Below are 17,236 nucleotides of genomic sequence, written 5' to 3' on the forward strand. Positions count from 1 at the left end.
TGTGGGAGCCACCCTGCTGGCGAGGGCGTCAGACCAGCCCCGGCCTTTTCATAGGCAAAAGAAAACCCCCGACAAGCCAGTGGCCTGTCGGGGGTTTGGTGTTACCGGCTCAGCTTATTGGCAAGCTTCGCAATCCGGCTCGTCGATGGCGCAAGCCTTTGGCACTGGAGCAGGGCCGGCAGGTGCTGCCAGGACCGAATCGTCACCGTGGTTGCCGCCGCTGGAAACAGCGTTCAGCTTGCCGGTGTTGATGGTCGACTTCTCGGTGCTGGTCGCGGCCAGGGCACGGAGGTAGTAAGTGGTTTTCAGGCCACGGTACCAAGCCATGCGGTAGGTCACGTCCAGTTTCTTGCCCGAAGCGCCAGCGATGTACAGGTTCAACGACTGAGCCTGGTCGATCCACTTCTGACGACGGCTTGCCGCGTCTACGATCCACTTAGTGTCTACTTCGAACGCGGTTGCATAGAGCTCTTTGAGTTCTTGCGGGATGCGCTCGATCTGCTGCACGGAACCGTCGTAGTACTTCAGGTCGTTGATCATGACCGAGTCCCACAGACCGCGAGCCTTCAGGTCGCGAACCAGGTACGGGTTGATCACGGTGAATTCGCCCGACAGGTTCGATTTCACATAGAGGTTCTGGTAGGTCGGTTCGATCGACTGCGAAACGCCCGTGATGTTGGCAATGGTCGCGGTCGGCGCAATGGCCATGATGTTGGAGTTACGAATGCCTTTTTGAACGCGGGCACGAACCGGTGCCCAGTCCAGGGATTCGTTAAGGTCAACATCGATGTACTTCTGGCCACGTTGCTCGATCAGGATCTGTTGCGAATCCAGCGGCAGGATGCCTTTGGACCACAGCGAACCCTGGAACGTCTCGTAAGCGCCACGCTCGTCAGCCAGGTCGCAGGAAGCCTGGATCGCGTAGTAGCTGACCGCTTCCATCGACTTGTCGGCGAACTCGACAGCAGCGTCGGAGCCGTAAGGAATGTGCTGCAGGTACAGCGCATCCTGGAAGCCCATGATGCCCAGGCCAACCGGACGGTGTTTGAAGTTGGAGTTCTTCGCTTGCGGCACCGAGTAATAGTTGATGTCGATAACGTTATCGAGCATGCGCACGGCGGTGTTCACGGTGCGTTCCAGCTTGGCGGTGTCCAGCTTGCCATCCACGATGTGGTTCGGCAGGTTGATCGAGCCCAGGTTGCAAACGGCGATTTCGTCCTTGTTGGTGTTCAAGGTGATTTCGGTGCACAGGTTCGAGCTATGAACAACACCGACGTGCTGCTGCGGGCTGCGCAGGTTGCACGGGTCTTTGAAGGTCAGCCAAGGGTGGCCGGTTTCAAACAGCATGGAGAGCATTTTGCGCCACAGGTCTTTGGCCTGGATGGTCTTGAACAGCTTGATCTTGCCCGGGTACTCGGACAGGGCTTCGTAGTACTCGTAACGCTCTTCGAAAGCCTTGCCTGTCAGGTCATGCAGGTCTGGTACTTCGGACGGCGAGAACAGGGTCCACTTGCCGTCGTCGAAGACGCGCTTCATGAACAGGTCAGGGATCCAGTTGGCAGTGTTCATGTCGTGGGTACGACGACGATCATCACCGGTGTTCTTGCGCAGCTCGATGAACTCTTCGATGTCCATGTGCCAGGTTTCCAGGTAGGCGCAGACAGCGCCTTTGCGCTTGCCACCCTGGTTAACGGCAACGGCAGTGTCGTTCACTACTTTAAGGAACGGCACAACGCCTTGGGATTTGCCGTTGGTGCCCTTGATGTAAGAACCCAGTGCACGAACCGGCGTCCAGTCGTTGCCCAGGCCGCCAGCAAATTTCGACAACATGGCGTTATCGTGAATCGCGTGGTAGATGCCCGACAGGTCATCCGGCACGGTGGTCAGGTAGCAGCTCGACAGCTGTGGACGCAGGGTGCCGGCGTTGAACAGGGTTGGCGTCGAGGACATGTAGTCAAAGGACGACAACAGGTTGTAGAACTCGATTGCACGGTCTTCTTTGTTTTTCTCTTCGATGGCCAGGCCCATGGCCACGCGCATGAAGAAAATCTGCGGCAGTTCGAAGCGGATACCGTCCTTGTGAATGAAGTAACGGTCGTACAGGGTTTGCAGGCCCAGGTACGTGAACTGCTGATCGCGTTCGTGGTTGATCGCCTTGCCGAGTTTTTCCAGGTCAAAGGTGGCCAGGATCGGGTTCAGCAATTCGAATTCGATACCCTTGGCGATGTAGGAGGGCAGGGCCTTGGCGTACAGGTCGACCATTTCGTGGTGGGTCGCGCTTTCAGCGACTTCCAGGAAGCTCAGGCCTTCGGCACGCAGGGTGTCCATCAGCAGGCGAGCGGTGACGAACGAGTAGTTCGGCTCACGTTCAACCAGGGTACGGGCGGTCATCACCAGGGCGGTATTGACGTCGGTCAGGGCCACGCCGTCGTACAGGTTTTTCAGGGTTTCGCGCTGGATCAGGTCGCCGTCGACTTCTTCCAGGCCTTCGCAGGCCTCGGTAACGATGGTGTTCAGGCGGCCCATGTCGAGTGGCGCAAAGCTACCGTCGGCACGGGTAATGCGGATCGAGGGGTGAGCCTGTACTGCTTCTTCGACCGGTGCGCGGGTGGCGCGCTCTTTCGAACGACCATCACGGTAGATCACGTAGTCACGAGCTACTTTCTGCTCGCCGGCACGCATCAGGGCCAGTTCTACCTGATCCTGGATTTCTTCGATGTGGATGGTGCCGCCCGAAGGCATGCGACGCTTGAAGGTCGCGGTAACTTGTTCGGTCAGGCGGGCAACGGTGTCGTGGATTCGCGACGAAGCGGCAGCGGTGCCGCCCTCAACTGCGAGAAACGCTTTGGTGATGGCGACGGTGATTTTGTCATCGGTATAAGGAACGACAGTGCCGTTACGCTTGATCACGCGCAGCTGGCCAGGCGCAGTGGCGGACAGATCCGAATTCGAATCAGCGGCCTGCGGCAAGGTGCCCTGCGGGTTCTCGCGAGTTGTGTCGGTTTGCATGGGGGGTTGTCTCCACATTCTCTATGTTTGTTTGGGCACCATCACGGTGCCCACCGTTCCGTCCTGAAGCACTACAACCGGCGAGGTGCCGGGCATACCAACTTCGGGACAGATCAGGAAGGGGGCTATTGGGGCGCCGCTTCCATGCCGAAGTCTTGATCCCAGGCCTTGAGCCTGAAACCGGATCCTTATGGGTGACAGTAATTGACTGCAACACCCGTACCGTTAACGCCGTTTTCGGCTTAAAAACAGTAGCCATCCGCACGCGCGGTTTGGTCTTTCGAAAATACGTTTGGTTCAACCGGACAGAGGCAATAAAGCGCTTGAAATAGAGGACCGGTTTGTGATTGGTTTTTGGAGCAAAACCCTACATGTAGGGTTTTTTTTGCGCCGGGCTACAAGATAATGCGTTTTGGAGGGTGTTGCAACGTACTACCTGTGGATAAACCTGTGCGTAAATTGTGCGTGAAAGGTGTAAATAGCGTGTAGGCCGCGACCCTGCTGGAGTAGACCGTTTGTCATGGGATTTCAGTTGTCGGCACCGGTCCGGGCGGATTTTTAGGGGCGCGAACCCTATCACAAAAAAACCTGCTGTCCGAACGCATTTGGCAGCTTGTGTTACACGCGTTCGACGTTTATACAATCGGCCGATGGACACGCATTCTTATCCTCCCCAATCATGACAAAAAGACGGGCGGATCCTTCCTTATCAGTGTTGTTGGCAAGCAGAGGTCACCGTGGAGCAAGAAGCCTGGCAGGTATTGATTGTGGAAGACGACCAGCGTCTGGCCGAACTGACCCGCGATTACCTTGAAACCAACGGCCTGCGCGTTTCAATTGAGGGCAACGGCGCGCTGGCGGCCGCCCGCATCCTCAAGGAACAACCTGACCTGGTCATTCTTGACCTGATGTTGCCGGGTGAAGATGGCCTGAGTATCTGCCGCAAGGTTCGCGACCGCTTCGACGGCCCGATCCTGATGTTGACCGCACGCACCGACGACACCGATCAGATTCTTGGCCTGGATCTGGGGGCTGACGATTACGTGTGCAAACCCGTGCGCCCGCGATTGCTGCTGGCGCGTATCCAGGCCTTGTTGCGCCGCAGTGAAGCGCCGGACGTGGCCCCGGAAAAACAGCGCCGGCTGCAGTTTGGCCCATTGGTGGTCGACAACGCGCTGCGTGAAGCCTGGCTGCACGACAACGGCATCGAATTGACCAGCGCCGAGTTCGACCTGTTGTGGCTGCTGGTGGCAAACGCCGGGCGCATTCTGTCCCGGGAAGAGATTTTTACCGCCCTGCGCGGCATCGGTTACGACGGCCAGGATCGCTCGATCGATGTGCGCATTTCGCGGATCCGTCCGAAAATCGGCGATGACCCGGACCATCCGCGCTTGATCAAGACCATTCGTAGCAAAGGCTACTTGTTCGTGCCGGAAGCCTGCGTAGACCCGTCGCTGTGAACTCGATTTTCCTGCGTATTTATGGCGGCATGTGTGCCGCGCTGATTCTGGTCGCGGTGCTCGGCGTGCTCGCATTGCACCTGCTCAATCAGGTGCGCAGTGAGCAATATCGCGAACGTCTGGCGCATGGCACGTTTTCGCTGATGGCCGACAACCTGCAACCAATGAACGCGACCGAACGCCACCGCGCCTTGTTGGTGTGGGAGCGGTTGCTGGGTATTCCACTGGCGTTGAAGACTTTTACCCAGACCGATCTCGACCTCACGCAACGCACCCGAGTGTTGCGCGGTCAAGCGCTGGTGGAGCAAACCGGCCCTCACGCGGCGAAGGTTTACCGGTTGGTCAGCGACAAAGAACAGTTAATGCTGACCGGGGAAGTCCAACAAATCAGCGAACAACTGGCGCGCGCGACTATTTATTTGCTGGCGGATGAATTGGTGCGGGTTCCGGTGGCGGATCAGCCGCAGCGTCTGGCGCAGCTCAAGGAAGACAAGGGTTTCGGTTTTGACTTGCGTCTGGTCACCGTCGACGAGGCGGACATGGATGAAGACCAGAGTCGCCGCGTGTCTGAGGGCGACACCGTCATGGCGCTGGGCAAGGAAGGGGATTCGATCCGGGTATTTGCCGGCATGGTGGGTACGCCGTGGGTGCTGGAGATTGGCCCGTTGTATCAGATGAACCCTTATCCGCCGGAGTGGCTGGTGTTGATTGCAGCCCTGGGCCTGAGCCTGATCGGGTTGATCGTCTATTTATTGGTGCGTCAACTGGAGCGCCGTTTACGGGGGCTGGAGGCTGCCGCCACGCGCATAGCCAAAGGCAGCCTGGAAACTCGCGTGCCTGCGCGCGGCGCGGACTCCGTGGGAAGGTTGGCGTCGGCGTTCAACGGGATGGCCGAGCACTTGCAACAATTGCTGGCCATCCAGCGCGAGCTGGTACGCGCGGTGTCGCATGAGTTGCGTACGCCGGTGGCGCGGCTGCGCTTTGGCCTGGAGATGATCGGCTCGGCCAACACGCCGCAAGCGCTGCAAAAATACTGCGAAGGCATGGACCACGACATCGAGGACCTTGATCGGCTGGTGGACGAGATGTTGACGTACGCGCGGCTGGAGCAAGGTTCGCCAGCCTTGAATTTTCAGCGTATCGACCTGGATGCGCTGGTGAATCAAGTGATCGAAGAGCTGGCACCGCTGCGTGCCGACGTCACTGTGCGGCGCGGGCTGTGCCTGTCCGCCGCCGACTGCGACGACGCGTGGGTCGAGGCCGAGCCGCGTTACTTGCACCGGGCGATCCAGAACCTGGTGAGCAACGCCATGCGTCACGCATCGTCCACGGTCACGGTCAGTTACCAGGTGGGCCAGCAGCGTTGCCGGGTGGACATTGAAGATGACGGGCCAGGCGTGCCGGAAATTGCCTGGGAGAAAATCTTTACTCCTTTCCTGCGCCTCGATGACAGCCGCACCCGCGCTTCGGGCGGGCATGGATTGGGGCTGTCCATCGTGCGCCGCATTATCCATTGGCATGATGGCCGTGCGCTGATCAGCAAGAGTAAAAGTCTGGGCGGAGCCTGTTTCAGTTTGAGTTGGCCGAGGAACCAGGAGAAGCGTTGATCAGCTTTTGATACTGACCAGACTCAACAGTTGCCCATCCTTTATCCCGAACTGTGCATCCAGTTCCGTGCCGTTGCGCCATTCACTGGAAAGGTCGGTCAGCAACCGCAACCGCACGTGGCCCGCCTCGGTCCATTCCAACAGTTCGGCATGCTCGAAATAAAACCGTTTTTGAACGATCGGGTAGAGCGCCTTGAACACACTTTCCTTCACCGAAAACGTCAGCGTTACCAGCATCGCCAACTGATCGCGAGGCGCAACAGCCATGCGCTGCAACTCGGGCGGCGTGAGGATTTCGCCAGCCAGGCGTTCGGCCCGCTCGCGGTTCAGCATGTTTTCCAAATCCATGCCCAGCCCGCGCCAAGCGGCTTTCTTGGCGACAATCGCCGCCGCGCGACCAGTGCTATGGGTGATCGAGCCGGTAATGTGCGCCGGCCAGACCGGCGCCCGGTCTTCACCGATGGCCGGGCTGAAACTCAATCCTTCCAATTGCTGCAGTGCGGCTCGTGCGCAAACGCGCCCCGCCAAGAACTCGGCTTGCCGCTTGGCAACCGAGCGCTGAATGCTTGCCGGTGCATCGATTGCGCTGCGTTGAAAATCATCGCTGGCCAGTTGCGAGGTATCGAAGTGCGTGCTGAGCAGCACGGTGTCCGGCAGCAAAAAAGGCAGCGGCCAAACGCTATCGAGCGGGGAGCAGCAGGCGGGTAGGACAGTGGTTGAGTTCATGTCGGGCATTTTGCCGGGTTGCCTTGGGGCTGGGTAGTGCAAAGCCCTGGATTCGCAGTCAGCAGGCTTGCCCCCAGAAAGGATCTTGGGTGTCGCACAGATCGAATGTGGCAGCGAGCTGCTCGCGAAGACTGGGCCTCGGTCTACCTCATCAACTAAAAATCTTCTTGAAGAACGCCTGCATATCCGCCCACGAGCTCTCATCCGCAGCCTTGTTGTAACCAATGTCCGGGCCACCATGATCGCCATGGCTGAGCCGATCGGCATCCGGATTGGTGAAACCGTGCTTGGCATCCTTGAGGCTGACGAATGTGTAGTCGGCTGCGGCCTTGTCCATTTCTGCTTTGAACGCGGCAACGTTTTCAGGCGTCACCATGCTGTCCTTCGCGCCATGCTCGACCAATATTTTTGCTTTGACGCTGCCAGGCGTCGCTGGCGTATTGGTTGCCAGCGCACCGTGGAAACTCACCACGCCCGCCAATGGCAGGCCTTGACGGGCGGCGTTCAGCACCACGCCACCGCCAAAGCAGTAACCTATGGCGGCGATTTTATCCGGGTTGGTTTGCGGCTGTTTTTTCAATAAATCCAGCCCGGCCTCGAACCGGGCACTGGCCACTGCACTGTCCTTCAATGCCTCTTGCATGAACGCCATGGCGTCTTTTGGGTGCTCGGTATTTTTGCCGTCGCCGTACATGTCGATGGCCAGCGCGCTGTAACCCAAACCAGCCAGATCACGCGCGCGGCGTTTGGCGTAGTCGTTCAGCCCCCAGAACTCATGCACCACCACGACACCCGGGCGCGGGCCTTTGATCGCATCGTCGTAGGCGTAATAGCCGATCATTTTGGTGCCATCGGTGCTCTGGTAGGGGATTTCCTGAGTCTTGATAGCAGCCTGGCTTGCACCGCTCAACGCGATTAATACGAGGGCAAGAAACATGCGCATGTTCGGTTCTCCTGAGGAAGTCATCAAAACAGCCTAGACGATTTGATTCAGCTTAGGTTCAGAGTGCGTTCAGGGGGAGTTCAGCACCGGATGGTTAACCTTGCTCGTGCCCGAAAAGCTGATAGCGCATGAGGAAATCCCGAATGACGAGCTTTAAAAACCTGCTTCTGGCTTTCACCGTCCTGAGCGCGAGCACTGCGGCGTTCGCCTCCGACGATAATTTTGCCAACCTGACACTAGGCAAGACCAACGAGAAGGTAAAGAAAACCCTGGCACTGAGCAGCTCAACTATCGATGCTGGCGTCAGCCACGGCAGTGCCTGGGGAGCTCGGTTGAGCCAGCAGAGCAGCCCGACCGGTTATTGCGCCAGTTACGACAACGTGTCGGTCTCGCACAATGGCATTAAACTTCGTCAGGAAGAGCTTATGGGCCGCTATGATCTGTCGTACTCCATGCAGGGCTAAAAACAGCCAGACTGTTAGCCATCGAACCGCGTCAATGTACCTTTGGAGATGTTGATTTGCCCGGGAGAGCGTTATGAAACTGCTGGTCGTCGAAGATGAAGCGCTGTTGCGCCATCACCTGCAAACCCGCCTGACCGACAGTGGTCACGTGGTTGAATCCGTGGCCAACGCCGAAGAGGCGCTGTACCAGACCGAGCAATTCAACCATGACCTGGCGGTGATCGACCTCGGCTTGCCGGGCATGGGCGGCCTCGACCTGATTCGGCAGCTGCGCGCGCGCGGCAAGGCGTTTCCGATTTTGATCCTCACGGCGCGTGGCAACTGGCAGGACAAGGTCGAAGGCCTGGCCGCCGGGGCTGACGATTACGTGGTCAAGCCGTTCCAGTTCGAAGAGCTGGATGCGCGCCTGAATGCTCTTTTGCGCCGCTCCAGCGGTTTTACCCAGTCGACCATCGTCGCCGGGCCACTCTTGCTGGACCTCAATCGTAAACAAGCATCACTTGATGAACAGCCGCTGGCGCTGACGGCTTACGAGTACCGGATTCTCGAGTACCTGATGCGGCATCACCAACAAGTGGTGGCCAAGGACCGCTTGATGGAACAGCTCTACCCGGACGACGACGAGCGCGATCCAAACGTGATCGAAGTGCTGGTGGGGCGCCTGCGCCGTAAACTTGAAGGCCCGGCCGGTTTCAAACCGATCGATACCGTGCGCGGCCTCGGCTATCTGTTCAATGAGCGCTGCACTTGATTCGTTCGCTCCGTGTTCGCTTGATGCTCGCCGCCACCCTGTTGGCGGTGTTGTTCATGCTGGCGCTGTTGCCGGCGATGCAGGGCGCGTTCAGCCTGGCGTTGCAGGATTCAATCGAGCAGCGTCTGGCGTCGGATGTCACAACCTTGATCTCCGCCGCGCGGGTCGAAAACAATCGCCTGCAAATGCCCACGCAGTTGCCTGACGAGCGCTTCAACCTCACAGACAGCCGTTTGCTCGGCTACATCTACGACCGTGAAGGCCATCTGGTCTGGCGCTCGAAAGGTACCAAGGAAGAAAACCTCAATTACAAACCGCGTTATGACGGACGCGGCAACGAATTCGCGAGGATTCGCGAGGCTGACGGTCAGGAATTCTTCGTCTACGACGTTGAGGTCAAGCTGCTTGGCGGCAAAAGTGCAGCCTTCAGCATCGTCGCACTGCAACCGGTTCGCGAGTACGAAGTGACCCTCGAAGGCCTGCGTGAGAACCTGTACCTGGGTTTCGGCGCCGCTTTGCTGGTGCTGCTGGCGCTGCTCTGGATCGGCCTGACCTGGGGCCTGCAGGCGTTGCGACGGCTGAGCCAAGAGCTGGACGAGATCGAAAGCGGTACCCGCGAGAGTCTCAGCGAGCAACACCCGCGCGAACTGCTGCGCCTGACCGGCTCCCTCAACCGCTTGTTGCACAGTGAGCGTGAGCAACGCAGCCGCTACCGTGACTCCCTCGATGACCTGGCGCACAGTCTGAAAACCCCGTTGACGGTGTTGCAAGGTGTCAGCGAAGACATGGCGCAACGCCCGGAAAACAGGGAGCAGGCCTGGGTGTTACAGACGCAGATCGAGCGCATGAGCCAGCAAATCAGCTATCAGCTACAGCGGGCCAGCCTGCGCAAAAGCGGTCTGGTGCGCCATCAGGTGCGCCTGCGTCCGGTGCTCAAAAGCCTCTGCGATACGCTGGACAAGGTCTACCGCGATAAACGTGTTTTGGTCGCGCTGGATTTGCCGGACCAGTGTTACGTGCCAATCGAGCAGGGGGCCTTGCTGGAAATGATGGGCAACTTGCTAGAGAACGCCTACCGCTTATGCCTTGGAGAAGTGCGCGTCAGCGTGCGTCAAACGGTCAACGGCATTGAGGTGTGTGTGGAGGATGACGGCCCGGGCGTTCCTCCGGATCAGCGCGCCCGTATTCTGCAGCGCGGCGAACGCCTGGACCGTCAGCATCCGGGCCAAGGGATCGGGTTGGCGGTGGTCAAGGACATCATCGAAAGCTACAACGCAAAACTGACGTTGGGCGATTCGCCCATGGGCGGCGCGGCATTCCGGATTCATTTTCCGACGGTTTGAGCTGTTCTGAGTGCTGCTCCTTGCGCCGCCATCGCGATCAGGCTCGCCCACATAAGCCCTGCGAACACAGGACCGTTGTGGGAGCGAGCCTGCTCGCGATGGCGTTATTCAAGGCCCGCAACACAATCAGTTCTCCTGCGCGCGATACGCCCCCGGCGTCAACCCGGTCCATTTTTTGAACGCTCGATGAAACGCCGAAGGTTCGGAAAACCCCAGTTGTTCGGCAATCTGTTGCAACGACAGGTCCGCACGGCCCAGGTGATAAATCGCAATGTCGCGCCGCAACTGATCCTTCAGCTCCTGAAAACTTGAACCCTCTTCGCGCAGATGCCGACGTAACGTTTGCGGGCTGATGTGCAAATGCGCTGCCACGGCCTCAAGGTCCGGCCAGCGAGAGCTGTCCCGACTGAGCAGGCGTCGTAACTGGCTGCTCAGGCTGTCGCCGTCATCCGGGCGCGATAGCAGGTCGGCAGGTGAGCGCTCGAGGAAGTGCTTGAGGGTCCGCTCGTCTTGTAACAACGGCATGCTCAAGTAACGACTGTGAAACAGCACACTGCTCTGCGCCGCCGAAAACTGCTGGGGACAGGGGAACAGCAAGTCGTATTCAGCGCCGTGTGCGGGTTTTTCGTAGCTGAACGTCGCCTGTTCCAGCCGAATTCGCTGGCCAATCAACCAACTGCCCAGGCGATGCCACACCATCAACTGGCTTTCGGTGAGGAAGTGATCCGGGTCCTCGAACGTCGAATCGTCAAGGCTCAGGCGCATCATTTCGCCTTCACGGGTCAGGGTCAGACGCGGACCTTCAGGGAATAGGCTATAAAATAATAAACCCCGATGAAGTGCTTTCTCCAAGTTTCGGCAGTGGATCACGGCATGGCACATCATCGCGAAGCTGCCCGGTTTACTCGGCGCCGGCCCGAAACCCAGGTACTCATCGTCGAGTGCCAGCCATAAGGCCTTTATCAATTGCGTGAATTGCTCGGGAGCGATGCGCGCCCGGGGTTCGTCCAGCAATTCGGGGCTGATTCCCAATTGCTGCAACAGGCTTGAACAGTCATACCCACGCCTAAGTGCACCCCCGAGGGCGGCACGGGCAAAGTGACTGGCGGTAGTGCGTTCGCGCATAAAAAGGGCAGGTCCATCCATTGAGCAACGGATGTTAGACGGGGAGGCTGGCGCGGGACAAGGCGGATATCCGCCAAATAGCAGGACGTGAATCAGCTGATAGGCGGAAAACCGCCACTTCAGCATAACGGTTCGCAGGCAACTAAAAACCTGTAACCCTTGATGTCAGAAGGCTTGCGGTCAATTCGGTAATAGTGGCACGGGCCTTGCGATGTAACGAGCAGATGCCTGCCGTTGCGCAGCTCGAAAAAACAAATCCCTCCAGAAGCAGGAGGGTTCGCAATTGAGGTGTCAGGACAACAGATGGATGTTGTCAGCGACACTCTTGAGGAACTTTGCAATGACGACTCGTCAGCCACTGTACAAATCCCTGTATTTCCAGGTGATCGTAGCCATCGTTATCGGCATCCTGGTCGGTCACTTCTACCCGCAAACCGGTGTCGCCCTCAAGCCACTGGGTGACGGGTTCATCAAACTGATCAAAATGATCATCGCCCCCATTATCTTCTGCACCGTCGTCAGCGGTATCGCAGGCATGCAGAGCATGAAGTCGGTTGGCAAGACCGGTGGTTACGCGCTGCTGTACTTCGAAATTGTGTCGACCATTGCCTTGCTGGTCGGTCTGGTGGTGGTCAACCTCGTGCAGCCGGGTGCCGGCATGCACATTGACGTGACCACGCTGGATGCCTCCAAAGTGGCGCAATATGTTGCCGCCGGTGCAGATCAAAGCGTTGTTGGTTTCCTGCTGAACGTCATCCCGAACACCATCTTCGGTGCGTTCGCGACCGGCGATATCCTGCAAGTGCTGATGTTCTCGGTGATCTTCGGTTTCGCCCTGCATCGCCTGGGCGCCTATGGCAAGCCGATCCTGGACTTCATTGATCGCTTCGCTCACGTGATGTTCAACATCATCAACATGATCATGAAGCTCGCGCCAATCGGCGCCTTGGGCGCCATGGCATTCACCATCGGTGCCTACGGTGTGGGTTCGCTGGTGCAACTGGGTCAGTTGATGGCGTGCTTCTACATCACCTGTCTGCTGTTCGTGTTGGTGGTGCTGGGCGGTATCGCTCGTGCTCACGGCTTCAGCGTGCTGAAAGTGATCCGTTACATCCGTGAAGAACTGCTGATCGTATTGGGTACCTCTTCTTCGGAATCGGTGCTGCCGCGCATGCTGATCAAAATGGAGCGCCTGGGCGCGAAGAAATCCGTTGTAGGCCTGGTGATCCCGACCGGTTACTCGTTCAACCTCGACGGCACGGCTATCTACCTGACCATGGCCGCCGTGTTTATTGCTCAGGCAACCGACACGCACATGGACATCACGCACCAGATCACCTTGCTGGTGGTGTTGCTGCTGTCCTCCAAAGGCGCCGCAGGCGTGACCGGCAGTGGCTTCATCGTGTTGGCTGCAACCCTGTCCGCCGTGGGCCACTTGCCGGTTGCCGGCCTGGCCTTGATCCTTGGTATCGACCGCTTCATGTCCGAAGCCCGCGCCTTGACCAACCTGGTGGGTAACGCGGTTGCCACTCTGGTTGTGGCCAAATGGGTCAAGGAACTGGACGTCGATGTGATGCACGCCGAACTGGCGTCTGGTGGTCGTGGTATCGCCGATACCCGTCCTGAAGACGACCTGGGTGTGGCCGAAGGCCCAACCCCGAACAGCGTCAAGTAAAGGCTGTCTGGAATGAAAAACCCGCTTCGGCGGGTTTTTTAATGCCTGCGATTTGAGCGTAACGGTCACCGTTGCTGACGCATCGGGTGATTGCTGCAATGCCATTGGCTGCCTAGGCTTGTGGGATCGCACAGGAGGTCATTCATGCCCGGTCCACTGGCATCACTCAAGATTCTGGATTTTTCGACACTGCTGCCGGGGCCGTTCGCCTCGCTGTTGCTGGCGGACATGGGCGCCGAGGTGTTGCGCATCGAATCGCCGACCCGCATCGACTTGTTGCGCGTATTGCCGCCGCACGATCGAGGTGTCTCCGCCAGCCACGCCTACCTCAACCGCAACAAGCGCAGCCTGGCGCTGGACCTCAAGCAGCCTGAAGCGCTGGAGGTGATCAAGCAGTTGTTGCAAGACCACGACATCGTGCTGGAGCAGTTCCGCCCCGGTGTGATGGAGCGATTGGGGTTGGGGTATGACGCCCTGAAGGCGATCAATCCGAAGCTGATATACGTGTCGATTACCGGTTACGGCCAGACCGGCCCCTACAAGGACCGCGCCGGCCATGACATCAACTACCTGGCGCTGGCGGGGCTGGCGAGTCATACCGGCCGGGCGGACAGCGGCCCGCTGCCATTGGGCATGCAAGTGGCCGACATCGCCGGCGGTTCGTTGCACGGGGTTATCGGACTGCTGGCGGCAGTGATTGCCCGGCAACAAACGGGGCAGGGGCAGCATCTGGACGTGAGCATGACCGATTGCGCGTTCAGCTTGAACGCCATGGCCGGCGCCGGTTACCTCGCTTGCGGCGAAGAGCCGGGCCGTGAACAGCAGGTGCTCAATGGCGGCAGCTTCTACGATTATTACCGTTCCCGCGATGGGCGCTGGATGGCCGTGGGCAGCCTGGAACCGCCGTTCATGAAACAGTTGTGCAGCGCATTGGGACTGGAACCACTGGCGGCGTTGGGCCTTTCGCCAAAACCGGCACAGCAGAAGAAGCTCAAGGACGCACTGAAGATTGAGTTCGAGAAGCACGACTTTGCCGAGTTATGCGCATTGTTTGCCGAACTCGATGCGTGCGTCGAACCTGTGTTGAGTTTGGGTGAAGCGGTGCGACATCCGCAGCTGAAGGCGCGAAATCTAGTGGTAGAAGTGCCGCGTGGCGATGGTACTCGCCAAGCGCAAATGGCCTGTCCGCTGAAGTTTTCCGATGGCTTGCCCACGCCGCGGCACATCGGCGCGGCGGTGGGTGAGCATACGGATCAGGTGTTGGGGGAATTGGGGTTTAGTGTCGAGCGGATTGCAGCGTTGCGGCGCACCAAGGTCATTGTGTAGTGATGCTGTGGACCCCATCGCGAGCAGGCTCGCTCCCACACTGGACTTACGTCACGCCGCAAATCACCTGCGGCAGCGTTGCGGTGTACCAAGGTCATTGTGTAGTGATGCTGTAGACCCATCGCGAGCAGGCTCGCTCCCACACTGGATTTACGTCACGCCGCAAATCACCTGCGGGAGCGTTGCGGCGCACCAAGGTCATTGTGTAGTGATGCTGTGGACCCCATCGCGAGCAGGCTCGCTCCCACACTGGACTTACGTCACGCCGCAAATCACTTGTGGGAGCGTTGCGGTGTACCAAGGTCATTGTGTAGTGATGCTGTGGACCCCATCGCGAGCAGGCTCGCTCCCACACTGGATTTACGTCACGCCACAAATCACTTGTGGGAGCGAGCCTGCTCGCGATGGGGTCAGTCCAGGCACAAAAAATTCCGCTACTCGACCCGCATCTCGCCACTAAACACCAACGTACTGCGGCAGCGCCGGCACAAATACCGTCGCCCCTGTCTCACCAGGCTATGGCGCTGTGCCGAAAACGGGAAGTCGCTGTCGGCGCATGGGCATTTGTAGATGTAACGCGTCACGCTGCGGCGTTTAACGTCGTACGTGTGGCAACGGTTGGGCGGCAGTTCATACACCCCGCGCATGATCAGTTGCCACTCTTCACCGTGCGGCTGAATGCTATCGCCGAACAATTGATGGGCAATCAAGTGCGCAACTTCGTGGGCCACGGTCTGCTTGAGGAAGTCTTCGCTATTTTCACGGTAAAGCTGAGGGTTGAAGCGCAGCAAGTTCTCGTGCAAATGCGCGACACCGGCTTTCTGGCCGCGCAGCTTGAGACTCACCACGGGGCGTTTGAACGTACGTTTAAAAAAGGATTCGGCTTGCAGGTAACAGTCTTCGACGCGGGTATTGAGTTGCTCGGGCATGCTTGATGGGTCTCCACAAGCCTTGAGTATGCCGCAACCCCGTGCGCTTGCGAATCGCCGAGGCGCCGAATGGTCGTCGCCATTCTCAAATCCCTGACATTAAAAGGCCGCCTCGCGGCGGCCGGTATTGGCAGATTTCGCTTTTTAATTGGGTCAGTTGGTATAAACGGGCCCTACGCCCAAACCCCAGACAATTACGGTAAACGCCATGATGGCCACCAGCACCACCAGGCCTACAGCCAGTACAGAACTCGAAAACAGAAAGCCCTCGTCCGATGGAATGTTCATGAAGGTCGGTAGCCCCACATACAGCAGGTACACGGTGTAGCAAATGGCTGCGGTGCCGATGATCATTCCGAGCCACATGTGTGGGTAGAGCGCCGCCAGGCCGCCGATGAACAGCGGTGTCGCGGTGTACGTCGCGAACGCCACGCACCGTGCCAGGCTTGGGTTGGCGTCATACGTGCGGGCCATCCAGTGAATGAACGCACCCATTACCGCCACGCCGCCAAGCATCGCCAGGTACGACATGATCGTCATCCAGAGCGCGCTTTCCTGAGTCAACATCACCGGCGCTCGACTGCCGATAACCCAGCCGACCTTGGTGGTGCCGATAAACGCCGATACAGCGGGAATTGCCGCCAATATCAGGGTGTGGGTCAAGTACATATGGCTGATGCTTTCTTCCTGATCGCCACGAATGTCTTTCCATTCCTGATCAGGGTGGGTGAAGAGCCCCACTACGTGATGGATCATGCCAGTCACTCCTCTTGTTTTTGCCATCGCCCCCCAGTGGAGCGCCTACGGGCCAAAGTGGCCAAGTAAGTAAAGGTCTGAATATGTGTGCGACCTTATGACGCAGTATAGAAAGGACTTAACCCCGCAGGAGCAGGGCGTTAGAGCAAATCGCGCTGTAAAAACCCCTGTTAATCGCCGCTGGGACTGTCAGCACACGGTAGGCGGACGGGGTCTTCGCCCCTGAGGCATTTTTGCGTAAAATGCCGGCCTTTCGTCACACCTCACGGATTTGCGTCATGGGCACTCTTACGGTCAACCAGAATAAACTGCAAAAGCGCCTTCGCCGTCAGGCCGGCGAGGCTATTGCCGACTTCAACATGATTGAAGAAGGCGACAAGGTCATGGTTTGCCTGTCTGGCGGCAAGGACAGCTACACCCTGCTTGATGTGCTGATTCACCTGCAGAAGGTTGCACCGATCAAGTTCGAGATCGTTGCCGTGAACATGGATCAGAAGCAGCCGGGTTTTCCTGAGCATGTTCTGCCGGCTTACCTAGAAGCGCTGGGCGTGGAATATCACATCGTCGAGAAAGACACCTATTCAGTGGTCAAGGAGCTGATCCCCGAGGGTAAAACCACGTGCTCGCTGTGCTCGCGTTTGCGCCGAGGCACGCTGTATACGTTCGCCGACGAAATTGGCGCGACCAAAATGGCCCTCGGCCACCACCGCGATGACATCGTCGAAACGTTCTTTCTTAATATGTTCTTCAATGGTTCGCTCAAGGCCATGCCACCGAAATTGCGCGCCGACGATGGCCGCAACGTTGTGATTCGTCCGCTGGCGTATTGCAACGAGAAAGACATTCAAGCCTATTCCGACCTCAAGCAATTTCCGATCATCCCGTGCAACCTGTGTGGTTCTCAGGAAAACCTGCAGCGCCAGGTGGTCAAGGAAATGCTGCAGGAATGGGACCGCAAGACGCCAGGTCGCACCGAAAGTATTTTCCGCAGCCTGCAAAACGTGATCCCGTCACAACTGGCGGATCGCAACCTGTTCGACTTTACCAACCTGCGTATCGATGAAACCGCAGCCTCGCGGTTCGTCAACGTTGTGAACCTCTGAGGTTCGACACCGCTCTGAC

Annotated in this window: 14 protein-coding genes; 8 read left to right on the forward strand and 6 right to left on the reverse strand. The window is 58.3% G+C overall.

Annotated features, from left to right (window positions below):
- Positions 1-114 precede the first annotated feature (114 nt).
- Positions 115-3,009 carry a ribonucleoside-diphosphate reductase subunit alpha gene (locus ACQR3R_RS28510; RefSeq protein WP_428277708.1) on the reverse strand — a complete coding sequence of 965 codons (2,895 nt, stop codon included), beginning with the start codon at positions 3,007-3,009 and terminating at the stop codon, positions 115-117.
- 737 nt (positions 3,010-3,746) lie between these two features.
- Between ACQR3R_RS28510 and ACQR3R_RS28515 the strand changes: the two genes are divergently transcribed.
- Together ACQR3R_RS28515 and ACQR3R_RS28520 are read left to right on the forward strand one after the other, a co-directional pair.
- A complete protein-coding gene (locus ACQR3R_RS28515) occupies positions 3,747-4,469 on the forward strand; it encodes a response regulator (protein ID WP_428277710.1) in 723 nt (240 codons plus the stop codon).
- A complete protein-coding gene (locus ACQR3R_RS28520; protein WP_428277712.1) occupies positions 4,466-6,076 on the forward strand; it encodes an ATP-binding protein in 1,611 nt (536 codons plus the stop codon). The genes ACQR3R_RS28515 and ACQR3R_RS28520 overlap by 4 nt, the downstream gene beginning before the upstream one ends.
- Here the strand turns inward: ACQR3R_RS28520 and ACQR3R_RS28525 are convergent, their stop codons facing one another.
- Together ACQR3R_RS28525 and ACQR3R_RS28530 are read right to left on the reverse strand one after the other, a co-directional pair.
- On the reverse strand, positions 6,077-6,802 hold the full coding sequence (locus ACQR3R_RS28525; RefSeq protein WP_428277714.1) for a 4'-phosphopantetheinyl transferase superfamily protein: 726 nt from the start codon (positions 6,800-6,802) through the stop codon (positions 6,077-6,079).
- 151 nt (positions 6,803-6,953) lie between these two features.
- A complete protein-coding gene (locus ACQR3R_RS28530; protein ID WP_428277716.1) occupies positions 6,954-7,745 on the reverse strand; it encodes a dienelactone hydrolase family protein in 792 nt (263 codons plus the stop codon).
- A gap of 143 nt (positions 7,746-7,888) precedes the next feature.
- Between ACQR3R_RS28530 and ACQR3R_RS28535 the strand changes: the two genes are divergently transcribed.
- The 3 genes from ACQR3R_RS28535 to ACQR3R_RS28545 all read left to right on the forward strand — a co-directional run bounded on the left by ACQR3R_RS28535 (position 7,889) and on the right by ACQR3R_RS28545 (position 10,303).
- Positions 7,889-8,209 (forward strand): hypothetical protein, encoded by a 321-nt coding sequence (locus ACQR3R_RS28535; protein ID WP_428277718.1) that lies wholly within the window; start codon positions 7,889-7,891, stop codon positions 8,207-8,209.
- Positions 8,210-8,282: 73 nt separating this feature from the next.
- A complete protein-coding gene (locus ACQR3R_RS28540) occupies positions 8,283-8,960 on the forward strand; it encodes a response regulator (RefSeq protein ID WP_428277720.1) in 678 nt (225 codons plus the stop codon).
- Positions 8,957-10,303: an ATP-binding protein gene (locus tag ACQR3R_RS28545; RefSeq protein ID WP_428277722.1), complete on the forward strand. Its 1,347-nt coding sequence runs from the start codon at positions 8,957-8,959 to the stop codon at positions 10,301-10,303. Before ACQR3R_RS28540 ends, ACQR3R_RS28545 begins: the two co-directional genes overlap by 4 nt.
- 126 nt (positions 10,304-10,429) lie before the next feature.
- Here ACQR3R_RS28545 and ACQR3R_RS28550 read toward each other — a convergent pair whose 3' ends face one another.
- Positions 10,430-11,428, reverse strand: coding sequence for an AraC family transcriptional regulator ligand-binding domain-containing protein (locus ACQR3R_RS28550; protein WP_428277724.1), 999 nt, complete (start codon positions 11,426-11,428; stop codon positions 10,430-10,432).
- 340 nt (positions 11,429-11,768) lie between these two features.
- On the opposite strand from ACQR3R_RS28550, the gene ACQR3R_RS28555 reads away from it, so the two are divergent.
- Both ACQR3R_RS28555 and ACQR3R_RS28560 read left to right on the forward strand, forming a co-directional pair.
- Positions 11,769-13,103, forward strand: a complete 1,335-nt coding sequence (locus tag ACQR3R_RS28555; RefSeq protein ID WP_428277726.1) for a C4-dicarboxylate transporter DctA — start codon at positions 11,769-11,771, stop codon at positions 13,101-13,103.
- A gap of 144 nt (positions 13,104-13,247) precedes the next feature.
- Positions 13,248-14,429 carry a CoA transferase gene (locus ACQR3R_RS28560; protein WP_428277728.1) on the forward strand — a complete coding sequence of 394 codons (1,182 nt, stop codon included), beginning with the start codon at positions 13,248-13,250 and terminating at the stop codon, positions 14,427-14,429.
- Between the two features lie 434 nt (positions 14,430-14,863).
- Here ACQR3R_RS28560 and ACQR3R_RS28565 read toward each other — a convergent pair whose 3' ends face one another.
- Entirely contained in the window at positions 14,864-15,358 is a 495-nt protein-coding gene (locus ACQR3R_RS28565) for a SprT family zinc-dependent metalloprotease (protein ID WP_428277730.1), read from the reverse strand.
- 153 nt (positions 15,359-15,511) lie between these two features.
- Entirely contained in the window at positions 15,512-16,114 is a 603-nt protein-coding gene (locus tag ACQR3R_RS28570; protein ID WP_428277732.1) for a YIP1 family protein, read from the reverse strand.
- Between the two features lie 278 nt (positions 16,115-16,392).
- Between ACQR3R_RS28570 and ttcA the strand changes: the two genes are divergently transcribed.
- Positions 16,393-17,217, forward strand: coding sequence for a tRNA 2-thiocytidine(32) synthetase TtcA (gene ttcA / locus ACQR3R_RS28575; RefSeq protein ID WP_428277734.1), 825 nt, complete (start codon positions 16,393-16,395; stop codon positions 17,215-17,217).
- Positions 17,218-17,236: the final 19 nt, after the last annotated feature.

The organism is Gordonia sp. IEGM753, assembly GCF_050321825.1.
Classification (GTDB): domain Bacteria; phylum Pseudomonadota; class Gammaproteobacteria; order Pseudomonadales; family Pseudomonadaceae; genus Aquipseudomonas.